Annotated in this window: 11 protein-coding genes; all 11 read left to right on the top strand. The window is 44.9% G+C overall.

Going from position 1 to position 17,183, the window contains the following annotated elements; translation table 11 throughout:
* Positions 1 to 41: 41 nt before the first annotated feature.
* The 11 genes from AB4180_RS04910 (at position 42) to AB4180_RS04860 (ending at position 17,177) form a co-directional block, all read left to right on the top strand.
* Complete coding sequence (locus tag AB4180_RS04910; protein ID WP_004734536.1) at positions 42 to 1,127, top strand: AI-2E family transporter; 1,086 nt, start codon at positions 42 to 44, stop codon at positions 1,125 to 1,127.
* A 110-nt stretch (positions 1,128 to 1,237) separates the two neighbouring features.
* Entirely contained in the window at positions 1,238 to 2,260 is a 1,023-nt protein-coding gene (gene rsmC, locus AB4180_RS04905; protein ID WP_102249141.1) for a 16S rRNA (guanine(1207)-N(2))-methyltransferase RsmC, read from the top strand.
* Positions 2,261 to 2,477: 217 nt separating this feature from the next.
* Positions 2,478 to 5,867, top strand: a complete 3,390-nt coding sequence (locus tag AB4180_RS04900) for a response regulator (RefSeq protein ID WP_017097316.1) — start codon at positions 2,478 to 2,480, stop codon at positions 5,865 to 5,867.
* A 709-nt stretch (positions 5,868 to 6,576) separates the two neighbouring features.
* Positions 6,577 to 8,259 carry an ABC transporter substrate-binding protein gene (locus AB4180_RS04895; protein ID WP_102249142.1) on the top strand — a complete coding sequence of 561 codons (1,683 nt, stop codon included), beginning with the start codon at positions 6,577 to 6,579 and terminating at the stop codon, positions 8,257 to 8,259.
* 169 nt (positions 8,260 to 8,428) lie between these two features.
* The gene (locus tag AB4180_RS04890; protein ID WP_009847562.1) at positions 8,429 to 9,415 is read left to right on the top strand and encodes an ABC transporter permease; all 987 of its coding nucleotides are present in this window, start codon (positions 8,429 to 8,431) and stop codon (positions 9,413 to 9,415) included.
* A gap of 2 nt (positions 9,416 to 9,417) precedes the next feature.
* Positions 9,418 to 10,443 carry an ABC transporter permease gene (locus tag AB4180_RS04885; protein WP_009847563.1) on the top strand — a complete coding sequence of 342 codons (1,026 nt, stop codon included), beginning with the start codon at positions 9,418 to 9,420 and terminating at the stop codon, positions 10,441 to 10,443.
* A gap of 2 nt (positions 10,444 to 10,445) precedes the next feature.
* Positions 10,446 to 11,429 carry an ABC transporter ATP-binding protein gene (locus AB4180_RS04880; protein WP_009847564.1) on the top strand — a complete coding sequence of 328 codons (984 nt, stop codon included), beginning with the start codon at positions 10,446 to 10,448 and terminating at the stop codon, positions 11,427 to 11,429.
* A gap of 87 nt (positions 11,430 to 11,516) precedes the next feature.
* Entirely contained in the window at positions 11,517 to 12,512 is a 996-nt protein-coding gene (locus AB4180_RS04875; protein WP_009847565.1) for an ABC transporter ATP-binding protein, read from the top strand.
* Between the two features lie 97 nt (positions 12,513 to 12,609).
* Positions 12,610 to 14,331, top strand: a complete 1,722-nt coding sequence (locus tag AB4180_RS04870; protein WP_102249143.1) for a glycoside hydrolase family 9 protein — start codon at positions 12,610 to 12,612, stop codon at positions 14,329 to 14,331.
* A 2-nt stretch (positions 14,332 to 14,333) separates the two neighbouring features.
* Entirely contained in the window at positions 14,334 to 15,218 is an 885-nt protein-coding gene (locus AB4180_RS04865) for an N-acetylglucosamine kinase (RefSeq protein WP_017103857.1), read from the top strand.
* Between the two features lie 12 nt (positions 15,219 to 15,230).
* On the top strand, positions 15,231 to 17,177 hold the full coding sequence (locus tag AB4180_RS04860; RefSeq protein WP_102249144.1) for a beta-N-acetylhexosaminidase: 1,947 nt from the start codon (positions 15,231 to 15,233) through the stop codon (positions 17,175 to 17,177).
* Positions 17,178 to 17,183 lie beyond the last annotated feature (6 nt).

Below are 17,183 nucleotides of genomic sequence, written 5' to 3'. Positions count from 1 at the left end.
AGCCATTATAAACTCAGAACGCAAATATAGAGACCATTAACGTGTCAGAAAAACTCAAAATCAATACCAGCCACTGGGTGATCATCATTGCCCTACTTGCGGCGGCTTATGCTTGTTACTTGCTTATAGAGCCGTACGTCAACTCAATCGTGATGGCCTTTATCATTTCACTATTGATGTTCCCGATCCATGAGTGGCTTGAAAAAAAGCTCCCGAATAAAGAAAACATCGTCTCTCTGCTGTCTTGTGTGATTCTGACTTTCATTATTGTTATCCCTTTATTGGCAGTATTTGCAGCAATTGTTCAGCAAGGCTCTCTGTTCTCTCAGAACACGTACCAATGGGTGACACACGGCGGTATTCAGACTCTGTTTGCACACCCACTTGTGGTCAAAGCGCTGTCGTTTGTGAATAACTACCTGCCTTTCGACAACATTGAGCCCCAAGCCATCGCACAGAAAGTCGGAGAATTCGCGACAAGTTTTGGTTCTAAACTGGTTGGTATCAGTGCGAAAATCCTTGGTGATGCGACCAACTTCTTAATGGATTTCTTCTTGATGCTGTTTGTTCTGTTCTTCTTATTAAGAGATCACGACAAAATCATCAGTGTGGTTCGTCATATTCTTCCGCTATCTCGTAGCCAAGAAGACAAGCTCCTCACTGAGATTGAGCAAGTTTCTAAGTCTGCCGTTATGGGCTCATTCTTAACCGCAATAGCGCAAGGTTTTGCGGGTGGTTTAGGTATGTGGATTGCTGGTTTCCCTGGGTTGTTCTGGGGCACTATGATGGGCTTTGCCTCTTTCATCCCCGTGGTCGGTACCGCTCTAATCTGGATCCCAGCCGCAACCTACTTATTCCTAACCGGTGATACCACGTGGGCAATTTTCCTAACGGTTTACTGTGTCGCGATTGTTGGCTCAATTGACAACCTACTGCGCCCGCTGCTGATGCAAGGTAGTGCAGGCATGAATACCCTAATGATCTTCTTCTCACTGTTGGGTGGTATTCAACTTTTTGGCCTAATTGGTCTTATCTACGGCCCACTGATCTTTGCTATTACTATCGTTCTTTTCAATATTTACGATGAAGAGTTTAAAGACTTTTTAAACCAGCAAGACAAGAGTTGATCAACTGTTCAGCAACTTGGTTGCCGAACCCGTATTAAACACTTCAAGCTTTGGGCGGATTATGCGAAAATCCGCCCTCATTTTTTGCTAACGATTCAATAGAGTGTCCTATGTCAGCTTATATTGCCCCAAGCCAAATTGCTGAGCGCCAACTTGCCTACTTTGAAGGCAAACATGTTTTAGTTGCCGGTGAGGCTGAAGACTTATTCCCTGTTGAATTAGCGAAACATTGTGAATCAGTCACCGTGTTTACTTCTAATTACAGCTACTACCGTCAATTAGAAGGCAGCAACACCATCCAACGTTTTTATGGTGCGGAATTTACCGAAGAGACCAAAGCCGATTTAGTGATGCTGTACTGGCCAAAGGCCAAAGCGGAAGCGGAATTTCTGCTGGCGATATTATTTGCCAAGCTAGGTAAAGATACCGAGATTGTCGTAGTTGGCGAAAATCGTTCAGGTGTTAAAAGTATCGAGAAGATGTTCACTCCTTACGGCAAAGTCGTGAAATACGATTCAGCGCGTCGTTGTTCTTTCTACTGGGGTCAATGCTTCGAGCAACCACCAGCCTTCAACCTGCAAGAGTGGTTTAAAACCTACACGGTTAACATTGGTGAGCAATCACTAACCGTGAAAAGTCTTCCAGGCGTCTTCAGTCATGGTCAATTTGATGTTGGTAGCCAACTATTACTTGATACCCTGCCAAAACTGAAAGGTAAAGTACTGGATTTCGGTTGTGGTGCAGGCGTATTGGGCGCGGTAATGGCATCTCGTCACCCTGATATCGAACTGGAAATGTGCGACATCAGTGCATTTGCCGTGGCGTCTAGCCAAGCAACGCTAGAAGCGAATGGTTTAACAGGTAATGTCTTCGCCTCAGATGTCTACTCTGACACATCAAAAGATTACCAATTCATCATCAGTAACCCACCATTCCATTCTGGTTTGGATACAAGCTACAGTGCGACTGAAACCTTACTTGCTCAGGCTCCTAACCACATGAAGCGTTCTGGTGAGATGATTATTGTTGCGAACAGTTTTTTAAAATACATTCCAATTATTGAGCAAGCTTTTGGAAAATGCGCGACTCTAAATAAGACCACCAAATTCGCGATCTATCACGCAAGCAAATAGCCTATCTAACACAGCGCAGGGTCAATATCTGCGCTGTCTGTTCATATTTCTATCAAAAGCCCATAAAAATGAGCTTTTGCACACGCTTTAAATACCACTTACTTGTCAAAGTAAAAAAACTCGTTAATTTCGTTAAATTGGAACCCGTTAATTCTATTCTCTGTACTTGTTTTCATCCCTTTCAAGCAGTACATCAAAGGAAAGTAGTACCCAATTTATGTTTAGATTCTATCGTAAGCAGAAGTTTAAGCGCCTTCAAAATACCCTAATGCTGGCATTTCTTGTCCTTAGTATTACCCCAGTAACACTTATCGCGATATTTTTCCTCCAATCGCACAGTCAGGATCTTCAGGAACAAAGTACTTCGCACCTTGTTTCCGTCCGTGATACTAAACAGCAGCAAATTGTCGATTACCTACAAGCTCAAGAATCCCAAGTGATGGGTTTTGTTCGCTCAGAGCTTGCCAATGCCAGTGGCGGACGATTCTATGGTTTGATCAATGCATTCCAACGCCTCGGCTTAGACATTGACGAAGCACGCGCTAATGCGCAGCAACGCTACATTCAAGGATCGGGCGATCAAATCAAAACATCGATTCTTCCTGAATCCAGCAGCTACATAGGAAGTGAGCGTTATCGCCTATTGCACAAGCGCTACCACAACTCTTATTTAGAGCTGCTTAAGCGTTCAGATTTTGACGACATTTTATTAGTCGACATTAACGGTAACATCGCTTATTCAGTTTTTAAGCGCGATGACTACGGCACCAACTTGCTGACTGGTAAGTACAAAGATGCAAACCTCGGCAAAACCTTTCAACGCCTGGAAAAGGACGTAAAAGACAAACGCAAATCCAACGAAGACTACACGCCGGTTATCGTTTCTGACTTTAAAGACGAAAATGGTAAACAGACCGCATGGTTAGGCGCACCTATCGTTCAACAGGGCTACCTACACAGTTACGCCATGTTTAGACTACCCATCAATGGTATTACTAAGCTTATTGCCGATCTCAACAAGAGTTCGAATATTCAAACCTTGCTTGTCGGCGATGATCATCTGCCACGTAGCCTTGCCCATTCACAAGAGTCGATTAATCTGAGTTTAGATGTTGTTGATAAAGCTCTGGCCGGAGAAACGGCCGTTGGCACCTTCGACAACGCTCAGGATCAAGCGATCATCGCTGCATATACTCCAATTGAGCTCAAATATGCGACTTGGGCACTGGTCGTCGAGCTTCCAGAGAAAGAAGCGTTTGCCCGTATTCATCAGTTAGAAAAGATCTTTGTGATCGTGATGTTGACGGCGATTATTCTTGTATTTGTCGCATCCCATTATCTGTCTAACTTCATCACATCACCGTTACTCAAGCTCACATGGGCAGCAGAGAAAGTCTCTGCGGGTGACCTTGATGAAACCATGATTAATACCGAACGAAAAGATGAGATAGGCCGCCTCGCAGTAAGCTTCGAAAGAATGCAACGTTCGATTCGTGAAAAGATGCTGCTCATTAAGAGCCAAAATGATGAGCTTGAGGACAACCTTAAGACCATTCAAAAACAAAATGAAGAGTTGCAACTGGCCAACAAACTTAAAGATGAATTCTTAGCAACAACATCACACGAATTGAGAACGCCATTACATGGCATGGTAGGTATCGCTGAAGCGCTAATATCTGGTGCAAACGGTCCTATTCCTGCCAACCAGAAGTACCAGTTGGATATCATCATCAATAGTGGCCAGAGATTGGCAACACTGGTCGATGATCTACTTGATTACCACAAAATGCGCTACGGCAGTTTAGACATAAATAAATCTGCTGTTGATTTATCTGCTGCTACCAGCTTGGTACTAGAATTGTCTCATCATCTGTTGGGCAATAAGCCAATCCGAATTATTAACCAAGTACCCAGTGACTTAGGGTTGGTTTCGTCCGATCCTCAACGATTAGAACAAGTGATGTATAACTTGGTCGGCAATGCCATCAAGTACACATCAGAAGGTAAAATTGTTATCTCAGCAAGCGTTATCGACGAGAACATTCGTGTACAAGTTGTTGATACAGGCCAAGGCATACCTGCTGAATACTTAGAACACATCTTTGAACCACTGATTCAAGCAGGACAAGACTCAAGTAACTATCGCCAAGGTGCAGGGCTTGGGTTGTCGATAAGTCGTCAACTGATTGAACTGATGGGCGGTTCACTGTACGTAAGTAGCCAACCAATGCTTGGCACGACGTTCAGCTTTACCCTGCCTTTAGCCACCCAAGAAGAATTGGATAACTACAGTGATTCAGGAAGCTATTCACACTTCCAAGCGCCAGATTTAATTGATAACAGCCAACAAGAAAATAGTGTTATCAGTGAAGATCCAGACGGTCCGTTACTGGTTATCGCCGACGATGAACCAGTAAATTTACGCGTGCTAGACAGTTTCTTGAAATTGGAAGGTTATCGAGTGCGCACCGCATGTGACGGCCCAGAAACCATTGAACTGATTGAGAAAGAGAAGCCAGAGTTACTTCTGCTCGATATTATGATGCCAGGTATGAGTGGCTATCAGGTGTGTGAAGCTCTGCGTAAGCAATACGATCATGCACAGTTGCCAATCATCATGCTCACAGCTCTTAATCAAGCAGAAGACCGTGTTCGTGGCTTTGAAGCTGGTGCCAACGATTACTTGTCTAAACCGTTCAACAAACAAGAGCTGGCGGCGCGAATTACGGCTCACTTATCAGCAAGTAAAGCTGAGCAAAGGCGTCTTGAGAATGATCAATTGCAACTGGAGCTTAAACACAGAGCCATGGTTGAAGCGAACCTGCTAGAAACTCAAGGGCGCTTGCTAGAGCAGCTAGAATCAGCCCCTGAGGCCATCATCTGTATTCGTGATGACCAACGAATTCGATTTGCCAACGAAGCTGCAGCAAAACTATTTAGGCGCGGGCAAGAGCAGCTTAAACGCTCTATGGCCGATGAGATCATTGCGCCTAAATACCTTAAGGTGGAACAAGCTCACTACTGTGGTGATATTGATATCTATATAGACGACACTCGTCAGCGCATACCAAGTGATATCCTTAAGCTACCTGAAGGCTCAGGGCTCGACACCATGTATATCTTTAATGTTGGTGGTGGGGTTAACTCAAACCGAGTCAATAACCTTGAAACGGCGGTTGAGGCACTTTCAAGCTACGCCTTTGAGGGTGACAAAGATAAACTTCAACAACTGAAAGAGCTTGGCGGTGAATTTACTCGCCTTGCAGATAAAGCAACCGGTGAAGGTAAAAACAAACAAGAGCTGATGCGTGAAGTACTGGTCGATGTCATGACTAGTGCCATCATCTACTGGGAGTCTGTTACAGGGGAAACCAAGTTTGCCTTCGCAGAGAAGAGTGGCTTGTGGCGCGTCTACCTAGACCGCAGTACCCTGCAAACTAGAACGCTAGACAAATATCTACGTGTAGAAACTCTACCGAAAACGCCTCGCTGGCGAACGGTACTGAGCTCTATCGAGTTTATACTTGAGCACTGTAAAGAACAGACACCTGAAAGAACTCATATTGAGACCCTAAGGGATAAGCTACAAAAACTACTGACCAGTTAGCTCTGAAGTAAGCTCAAGCTACTGTAAATAATGAAGCCCACCTAGCGTGGGCTTTTTTGTGAATATCGTACGCGACCAAAGGACAATGACGTCGATTCAAACACACTTCTTTTACGGCATTAAACAAGCAAAATGACACGTTACTCAATCTTAAACAATCACCAGTTCAGTTACTATTTTGAGCCTTATTCTTGGCTGAATTTCACATTCCTCCGGCTATTTGTTGCAGTTTGAGAAGCGAGTCACAACAGAACGGCAGATTTAATTTTCTAGAAAAATTTAACGTAAAATAGGTAAGTGACCGAGATCTACAATTACATCACAGTAAGATAAGCCCCTATAATTAAAAGTCAAAAAGGTTAGTAATCACTTACAAGAGACCGCCACCACAAAACCAAATGCGAGTCACATCACCTTAACAATTGCGCACAAAAAACCACCAAAGCAAGCTATTTTGACGTTAATGACGTGGTGCTGTGTGTTTTTAACGTTTTTGACGGGAAACGAGTTTGATTAATTCATCGATAAGGTGTTTTCTTACTCCTGCCAAAGGCCTACAGGCCACTCTTACCACTTCTCAGAATCAAAGATGAATCTGGAGCAACGAAGAAGAGGTAGGCCTTTAACTAGAGTGTGTATCTACTAAATAATTAGCGACAGATAACATTCAATCCATTAGTGAAATGAAAGCAAATAGTAAGGAACAGCTATGCTTGCCAATATAAAAAAAACAGCAATAGCAACAGCAATTATTGCAACTGCTACAACAGGTTTTGCATCAGTAGCAACAGCTGCAGAGCGCAGCGAACTGACCGTTCACCCGAAAGAGTACACTACATTCGTACGTAACTTTAACCCGTACCTTGGTGCTACTAACCTACATACTACAACTGACTTCATGTACGAGCCTTTAGTAGTATTTAACGAAATGCACGGTAACACTCCGGTGTTCCGTCTAGCTGAAAGCTTCAAAATGTCAGATGATCTGATGAGCGTTGTTTTCGACATTCGTAAGGGTGTTAAATGGTCTGATGGAGAAACTTTCTCTGCTGATGATGTTGTTTTTTCTTTCAACCTTGTAAAAGAGAAGCCAGAGCTTGACCAATCTGGTATCAACTCTTGGGTAACTTCTGTAGAAAAACTGAACGACAACCAAGTTAAGTTCACACTAACAGAAGCAAACTCAAACGTACCTTACGAGATTGCTAAAGTACCTGTAGTACCTAAGCACATCTGGAAAGACGTTAAAGATCCATCAACGTTTACCAATGAGAACCCGGTAGGTTCTGGTCCGTTTACAGAAATCGATACGTTTACAGCGCAACTGTACATCCAGTGTGCAAACCCGAACTACTGGGATGCAGATAACCTAGATGTTGACTGTCTACGTGTTCCACAAATTGCGAACAACGACCAGTTCTTAGGTAAAGTTGTAAACAGTGAAATGGACTGGACGTCTTCTTTCGTTCCAGATATCGATCGTACATACGCTGCAGCAAGCCCTAAACACCACTACTGGTACCCGCCAGCAGGTACACAAGCATTCATCGTTAACTTCAAGCACCCTGATGCTGCGAAGCATGAAGCATTGAGCAACGTTGAATTCCGTCGTGCTTTCTCTATGGCTCTTGACCGCCAAACTATCATCGACATCGCATTCTACGGTGGCGGTACTGTGAACGATTTCGCATCGGGTCTTGGCTACGCGTTTGAAGCTTGGTCTGATGAAAAAACTCACGACAAATACAAAGGCTTCAACACTTACAACGCTGAAGGCGCGAAGAAGCTTCTTGCTGACGCAGGCTTCAAAGATGTAAACAAAGATGGTTTTGTTGACACTCCATCAGGCAAATCTTTCGAACTAATGATTCAATCGCCAAACGGCTGGACTGACTTCAACAACACAGTTCAACTTGCGGTAGAGCAACTAAACGAAATCGGTATTAAAGCGAAAGCTCGTACACCTGACTTCTCTGTTTACAACCAAGCAATGCTTGAAGGTACATACGACGTAGCATACACAAACTACTTCCACGGTGCGGATCCATACACGTACTGGAACAGTGCTTACAACTCATCACTACAATCTGGTGATGGTATGCCTCGTTTCGCTATGCACTTCTACAAAAATGACAAGCTAGATGGTCTTCTAAACAGCTTCTACAAAACAGCTGACAAGAACGAACAGCTAGATATTGCACATGGTATCCAGCAAATTATCGCTGCAGACCAAGTGACTATCCCTGTGATGTCTGGTGCTTACATGTACCAATACAACACAACTCGATTCACTGGTTGGTGGAACGAAGAAAATCCAAAAGGCCGTCCAAACATTTGGGCTGGTATTCCAGAGCGTCTACTTCATGTACTGGACCTAAAACCAGTTAAATAAGTAATCGTTCAATCTTTGCGGCGTAACTTCTTACGCCGCTTATAAAAATCCCCACACTATCAATTGAAAGTATGGCGCTAGTCGTCAGGGGATTTTTCGTTCCAAATTTCGCTAGGAGCGACCTGAATCCAGAAACAGGGAAACAATCTGGGTGAGTAAGGTGTGAGTTATGGGTTATTTTTTAAGACGTTTGTCATTTTATTTTGTCGCGCTATTAGTTGCAGCGACGTTAAACTTTATTATTCCAAGAGCAATGCCTGGTGACCCAGTTACCATGATGTTTGCGAACGCTTCTGTTCAAGTTACTCCTGAGCGTATTGCGGCAATGAAAGAACTATTAGGCTTCGTTGATGGCGGCTTACTGGTTCAATACGGCGCATACATGAAGAACATTCTAAGCTGGGAGCTTGGTACATCAATTCAATTCTACCCACTTTCAGTAAATACACTGTTAGGTGGCGCATTCGGTTGGTCGCTATTCTTAGCAGGCACTGCCGTTATTCTTTCTTTCTCTATTGGTTCAATCCTAGGTATTTTTGCAGCGTGGAAACGTGGCAGCAAATACGATGCTTTTGTTACTCCAGGGATGCTTATTCTACAAGCCGTTCCTCAAGTTGTTATTGCCATGATTGCGCTGTTTACCTTCGCAATCGGCTTGAAATGGTTCCCAACAGGTTACGCCTATACCGCAGGTACGATTCCAGATTGGACAAGCTGGGCATTCATTAAAGATGTCGCTTACCACGCCTTCTTACCTTTGCTATGTGCATCTATTGTTCAAATTGGTGGCTTCCTAGTAAACATGCGTAACAACATGATCAACCTGCTAGCTGAAGATTACATCACCATGGCGAAAGGCAAAGGCCTGAGCGAAAACCGAGTGGTATTCAATTACGCAGCTCGTAACGCGATGCTACCAAGTGTGACAGCACTTTCTATGTCGTTAGGTATGGCAATCGGTGGTCAGTTAATTATCGAAATCATCTTTAACTACCCAGGTCTTGGCAGCGTACTTTTCAACGCAATTAACGCTCGTGATTACCAAGTACTGCAAGGCCAACTGCTTATCATGACGCTATTCATGCTGTTCTTTAACCTAGTTGCAGACATGCTTTACGTTGTTCTTGACCCTCGTCTTCGTAAGGGTGGTAAATAATCATGAAAGATATTCTAAAACTCATTTGGCGTAACCCGATGGCCTTAACCGGCGTCATCATCCTAAGTATTTTTATTCTTGGTGCTATTGCGGCTCCATTGATCACAAAACATGTGCCAGACAAACGTACAGGTAATCCACACGAATACCCTGGCTTCGTGGTTAAGTCTGCACAAACTAACCCGGATGGCTGGGTTGCTCAAAACCTAGCAGACGATCGTCGTACGTTGATAATGTCTAAGAAGGCAGACCACGTACTGGGCACAACTCGTATGGGTCGTGACGTTTGGTCACAAGTGGTATACGGCGCACGCGTATCTCTTGCTGTAGGTTTTGGTGCGGGTCTTACCGTATGTTTACTAGCAACGGTTATCGGTGTTTCCGCTGGCTACTTTGGCGGCCGTGTCGATGATGTTCTGACAGCCGCAATGAACATCATGCTGGTTATTCCTCAATACCCATTACTGTTCGTAGTTGCAGCCTTTATCGGTGAGGCAGGGCCACTCACCATAACCTTGGTTATCGGCTTTATGTCCTGGGCTTGGGGCGCGCGTGTTGTTCGTTCCCAGACCTTAGCACTGCGTGAAAAAGAGTTTGTAAAAGCCGCTGAAGTTCTGGGTGAATCTTCATTCCGTATTATCTTCGTAGAGATTCTTCCAAACCTTATCTCTATCGTTGGCGCGAGCTTCATCGGTTCGGTGATGTACGCAATCATGATGGAAGCAACGATTTCGTTCCTAGGTCTTGGTGACCCGAACACAATCAGCTGGGGCATCATGCTTTACAACGTTCAAACCTCTTCATCAATGCTGATTGGCGCTTGGTGGGAACTGTTGGCTCCTTGTATCGCATTGACACTACTTGTAACTGGTCTTGCTCTACTTAACTTCGCTGTCGATGAAATTGCCAACCCGCAACTGCGTTCTCACAAAGGCATGAAGCGTTGGAAGAAATTAGCAGCACAAGACAAAGAAGAACGTGAACCTGAACTACCACCACAAAATGCACTTTGGAGCGGAGATAAATAATCATGTCTGAACCACTAATTTCTATCCGCAATTTATGCGTGGATTACATCACAGAGTCTGGCGATGTACGTGCGTGTAACAACGTAAGTTTCGACATTGCTCCAGGTGAAGTATTCGGCCTAGCTGGTGAATCTGGCTGTGGTAAATCAACTGTTGCTTTCTCTCTTATGCGTCTGCACAAGCCGCCCGCTTACATCAGTGGTGGTGAGGTTATCTTCAATGGTGAGAACATCCTTGAATACAGTGATGACCGTATGCAAGCGTTCCGTTGGAGCGAGATGTCGATGGTATTCCAGAGTGCGATGAACGCACTCAATCCCGTATTACCAATGGAAGAGCAGTTCTGTGACGTAATTATGCGTCACACCAACATGACTCGTGAGCAAGCTAAGCAACGCGCTGAAGGTCTACTTGAAATCGTAGATATTCACCCGAGCCGATTGAGTGACTACCCTCACCAATTCTCTGGCGGCATGCGTCAGCGCTTGGTTATTGCTATCGCTTTAGCATTGAATCCAAAGCTGATCATTATGGATGAGCCAACGACCGCACTTGATGTGGTTGTTCAACGCGAAATCCTACAAAAGATCTATGCACTAAAAGAAGAGTTTGGCTTCTCGATTCTGTTCATCACCCATGACTTGTCATTGATGGTCGAGTTCTCTGACCGTATCGGCATCATGTACTCAGGTGAGCTCATCGAGGTTGCCAATGCTCAAGATATTCTAGAAAACCCTTACCACCCTTATACCAAAGGGCTGGGAAGTTCTTTCCCTCCACTAACAGGGCCAAAGACAAAACTAGCAGGCATTCCGGGTAACCCTCTGAACCTGTTGGAGATCCCTGAAGGGTGTCGTTTCCAAGCTCGTTGTGATCGTGTACATGAAACGTGTACCAAGGTGCCAACCAAGCTGCGTTCTATCGACCCGGGACATTTGTCTAACTGCCACCTGTACGGTGACCCAATAGTACAAAGGAAGCTATAGCTTGCACGCTGATTCAGCGTGAATAACGAATAAGGCGGCTCGACCGCCGAAATGCAAGCAAAGCGAATAAGGATTCTGGAGACAATTATGAGCAAAGATTTCGGTCAATTATTGGTAGAAGGCAAGAATGTCGTAAAAGACTTCCCAATAAGCAGTACCACAATTCAAACCCCAATGATGCGTGCGATTAACGACGTATCATTCAAGATGTATAAAAGTCGCGGCCTAGCTGTGGTTGGTGAGTCAGGTTCAGGCAAATCAACAACAGCAAAAATGATCGCAAAAATGTACGCGCCTTCGGGCGGTACGATCGAATACAAAGGTCGTGATATCCAAGAGATCTCAAGCAGAAAAGATCTTATGCACTATCGTGAAGGTGTGCAGATGGTATGGCAAGACCCGTTTGGTTCCCTGAACCCAACACATAACATCTTTCACCACATAGCTCGACCATTGTTGATCCACAAAAAAGTATCTCCGGGCAACAAGAAAGAGTTACAGGAACGTGTGTACGATCTTCTAGAGCAAGTTGGCTTAGTGCCACCACAAGCAACGGCAGAGAAGTACCCTCATCAACTCTCTGGTGGTCAGCGTCAACGTGTCAACCTAGCCCGTAACATTGCAGTTGGTGCAGAAGTTGTATTAGCCGATGAACCAACATCGATGCTTGATGTATCGATTCGTGCTGGTGTTTTGAACCTGATGGAAGAAATGAAGTTTGAGAAACAAATGTCTCTACTTTACATCACCCACGATATCGCAACCGCTCGTTACATTGCTGAAGATCTTTCAGTGATGTACGTAGGACACATGGTGGAATGGGGCGATACCGATGATGTGATTGCTAACCCTCAGCATCCTTACACCCAACTGCTTGTTTCTGCGGTTCCAGATCCTAAAAAATCGATCCACGAACAACTCGCAGGCAACAAAGGTGAGATCCCTCTTTGGACACCAGTCTCTGCAGGTTGCCCATTTGCAGGCCGTTGCACTCATGCAATGGACAAGTGTAAAGAGCAGTTACCAGGGGTTACGCAGTTAGCTGATAACCACTTTGTGCGTTGTTACCTACACGAAAGCTAAGCAATAAAACCAAGTTAGGGTCTGCGGGCCCTAACTATTTATATCCAAAACATTCAAGTACCTAGCCAATAGAAACTAGGACTGTCGGAGAATATTGATGCTGTTATTGACCAACCATATTGGCTACGAATCCACGGCTCCAAAGCAGGCTATTCTGCAAACGAAGAAAGCTCGCTTATCAAGTACGACTGCACTTTTGGTGTGTGCCGACAACCATATCACTGTCGGAAGTTTTGATGTGGTTAAACAAGGCCGCGTAGCAAATTGGCATCAAGGGCAATTCTTCACTATCGATTTCAGTTCATTCACTGAATCAGGTCGCTACTACCTACGTTTTGACAACCTACGCTCTGAAGTATTTGAGATTGGTAGCAACCTATTAATGAACCACACGTTTTCTGATGTGCTTCATTACTTTAAGTCACAACGCTGTGGCGGTAGTTTCGACAAAAAAGATCGACAAGCACAAATTATGGGCACTGACAGATACGTCGATGTTCATGGCGGTTGGTACGACGCATCGGGTGATGTAAGTAAGTACTTTAGCCACCTATCTTATGGCAATTATCTCAACCCACAACAAATTCCGATGGTTGTTTGGAACATGCTCAAAAGCGTGCGCTTGACTAGCAATAACCCAGACTTTCCTAAATTCTCTATGACTCGTTTAGTGGAAGAAGCCCTATTCGGTGCCGATTTCTTAGTGCGTATGCAGGACGCTGACGGATACTTTTACATGACGGTATTCGACAAGTGGAGTAAAGACATCAATCAACGTGACATCTGCGCATACGCCACTCAAGAAGGTAACAAATCAACGGACTTGCAAGCGGGCTACCGACAAGGTGCGGGCGTTGCTATCGCCGCATTAGCTGCTGCATCTGAACTTGAAACCTCGGGCAGTTACTCGAGCCAAACTTATCTTGAAACTGCCGTTAGCGGTTATTGGCACCTAAAAGAACATAACCTGCAGTACCTAAACGATGGCGAAGAAAACATCATCGATGAATATTGTGCCCTACTCGCTGCCAATGAACTGTACCGAGTAACAGAGGACGAGCAATACCTATCAGAAGCAAGAACTTGGGCGAGCCGCTTGATCTCTCGTCAGCAATCCGATGATTCAGTTACGCACTTCTGGTCGGCAAACTCTGATGGCTCTCGCCCCTATTTCCATGCTGCTGAAGCTGGCCTTCCTGTAATTGCTCTGTGCGAGTACATCGATAATGAAACTGACACTGAGTTGCAAGAACAAGCACGTGTGGTTGTTGAGCAAGCTTGTCAGTTCGAAATCAACATTACCGACAAAGTCATCAACCCATTTGGCTACCCAAGACAATACGTTAAATCTGTCGATGGTGATAAACGTGATGCCTTCTTCGTCACTCAACAAAACGAAACTGGCTACTGGTGGCAAGGCGAAAACGCGCGTCTTGGCTCAATTGCGACCATGGCGTACTTAGTTCAACCACACATTCAAAATGCCGATCTTCAAAAGCGCTTAATCCAACTTTCACAAAACAGCCTTGATTGGATTTTAGGATTGAATCCTTACCACATGTGCATGCTTGATGGCCACGGTCATAACAACCCAGACTACCTACCACAGCTTGGTTTCTTCAATGCCAAGGGCGGGATCTGCAATGGCATAACGGCAGGGTTCGAAGACGAACAAGACATCGCATTCAACCCACCAGCACAGAAAGACGACATGCTTCAAAACTGGCGCTGGGGTGAACAATGGATCCCTCATGGGGCGTGGTATTTGCTAGCAACGGCTGCGCAATTCAACTTCCTAGCACAAAGTAAGGAGCAATAATCATGACGCTTTACTACGTAGGTATTGATGGTGGCGGCACATCTTGCCGTGCTCGAATTAGAGATGACCAAGGCAAACTCATTGGTGAAGCGAAAAGTGGAAGTGCCAACATCCTTTTGGGTGTCGATGTTGCAATGAGTTCAATTGTTGATGCGATTACTAAAGCCGCACAACAAGGGCAACTCAACTCTAACGATTTTTCTAATATGCATGTTGGTTTGGCGCTAGCTGGTGCTGAACAGAAGTCAGCATGGCTCGACTTCATGGCACAAGCACACCCTTTCGCAAGTATGACACTCAATACAGACGCCTATGGTGCATGTATTGGTGCACATAATGGCCAAGACGGCGCGATCATGATTGGTGGTACAGGTTCATGTGGTATCTACCTAAACAACGGCGAACAACACGTGGTTGGTGGTCGTGAATTTCCAATTTCTGACCAAGGCGGCGGCGCAGTGATGGGCCTTCGTTTAATTCAGCAAGTTCTACTCGCTGAAGATGGTATTCGTAACAAAACCCCACTGACTCAACATGTTATGAATCATTTCAATAATGATGTTGATGCGATCGTGGCATGGTCAAAAGGCGCGATTCCAAAAGATTACGGTCAATTCTCTCCCGTCATTTTTCAACTGGCAAATGAAGGCGATGAACTGGCTATAGAGATGCTTAAGCAGACTGCAGCCGATATCGAAATGTTTGTATTAGCGCTGCATCGAAAAGGCGCTGACAAGGTGTGCTTAATGGGAAGTATCGCTGAGCGTATTCTCAACTGGCTATCACCACCAGTACAACAATGGATCGTTAAACCTCAATTTGACGCTATCGAAGGCGCATTGATGTTTGCCGGCAAGTCACAACACAACTTGTATCAACAGGCTTAGCAGGGAAGTTATATGAATTATCGCATCGACTTAGCTGTTCTTTCTGAACAAAAAAATAACTGCCGATTTGGCCTTACGGTACATAATTTAAGTGACCTCGACGTAAAAGATTGGTCTCTGCATTTTGCATTTGACCGATTCATCCTTCCTGAGAGTCTATCGCAAGGTGAACTGACTCAAGTTGGAAGCTATTGCTCGTTCAAACCAAGTTCGCCCGTGTTAAAGGCCAATAACCATTACTACCTTGAATTCAGTATTCAAAGCGCCCCATTCCGCTTCTATTCTGATGGCCTTAATGATGCCTTTATCCAATCACATCATGATGGAGAAACATCGGTACTGCCTGTCGCGATATCACCCATAGTACTGGCTTCGCCGTACCGTGAACGTAATCAAATGCCTGAAGTTAACGCTGCTGAAATTGCATTGATTCCTCAACCAAATCAGATCGAACTCAAGCAAGGTAGCTTCGCGCTAAGCTGTGAATGCAAGGTTGAGGTTCAATCTCACCTTGCAGATAAAGCCGTCTCTTGGTTGCAGCAAGAGTTACTTTCTACCTTTGAAATATCTCTTTCGAATGAGCTTTCAACTGAACTTTCAAAAAACGAAAGCGGCGACATTCTATTTCGCAGCAATCCAACATTAGACGAAGCAGAATACAAACTCCGCATTACTGAACAACAAATAATTGTTGAATCAGGTAGCCAGTCTGGGTTTACACACGCCGTGGCAAGTCTGATTCAATTGGTTCAACAACTGGATGTCGAAAATTTTTCTATTCCATGCTGCAAAATCGCCGATCACCCTCGCTTTAAGTACCGAGGCATGATGTTGGATTGCGCGCGCCACTTCCATTCAGTAGAGCAAGTGAAGCGCTTAATCAATCAACTAGCGCACTACAAATTCAACGTTTTTCATTGGCACCTAACCGATGATGAAGGTTGGAGAATCGAGATCAAGAGCCTACCTCAGCTAACTGAAGTCGGCGCATGGCGCGGTCCTGATCATGCATTAGAACCGCAATACACCCACATTGCGGATAACTATGGCGGTTTCTACACGCAACAACAGGTTCGTGAAGTCATTGAATACGCAGAGCAGCGTAGCATCACGGTGATCCCAGAGATCGATATCCCGGGACACTGCCGCGCCGCAATAAAGTCACTGCCTGACATGCTAGTTGAGCAAGCAGACACCACACAATACAAGAGTATTCAGCACTACAACGACAACGTACTAAATCCAGGCTTGCCAGGTACTTATCAGTTCCTAGATGCCGTTATTGAAGAAGTTGCAGAGCTTTTCCCTAGCGAATTGATCCACATGGGCGCAGACGAAGTACCACCCGGTGTGTGGACCAACAGCCCTGCTGCTCAAGCTCTGATGAAAGAACATCAATATCAAGACAGCAAAGATTTACAAGGCCACCTATTCCGTTATGCCGAAAACAAACTCAAACAACTCGGTAAGCGCATGGTGGGCTGGGAAGAAGCACAGCACGGCGACAAGGTGAGCAAAGAGACCATCATCTATTCATGGCTCAGTGAAGAAGCTGCTATCAATTGCGCTCGCCAAGGCTTTGATGTGGTGCTGCAACCAGCACAGTTTACCTATCTCGACATGACCCAAGATTATGCACCGGAAGAACCGGGCGTAGATTGGGCTGCCGTTATCCCCTTAGAACAAGCTTATACCTACGAAGCCCTCGCTGAGATATCCGACACCGATCCAATTCGTAAGCGGATCCGCGGAATTCAGTGTGCTCTATGGTGTGAGATCGTTACCAATCAAAAGCGCATGGATTACATGGTATTTCCAAGAATTAGCGCTTTAGCTGAAGGATGTTGGACACATAAAAACAACCGAAACTGGCTAGATTACCTATCTCGCCTAAAGGGTCACCTGCCATTACTCGACAGACTCAATGTTGATTATCGCAACCCTTGGAAAGCTGAGTAAAACGAA

The organism is Vibrio sp. 10N.286.49.C3 (assembly GCF_041469545.1).
In the GTDB taxonomy this organism is placed as follows: domain Bacteria; phylum Pseudomonadota; class Gammaproteobacteria; order Enterobacterales; family Vibrionaceae; genus Vibrio; species Vibrio tasmaniensis_A.
The sequence above is the reverse complement of the archived record's forward strand: the minus strand, read 5'-3'. Positions and strand labels throughout refer to the sequence as shown.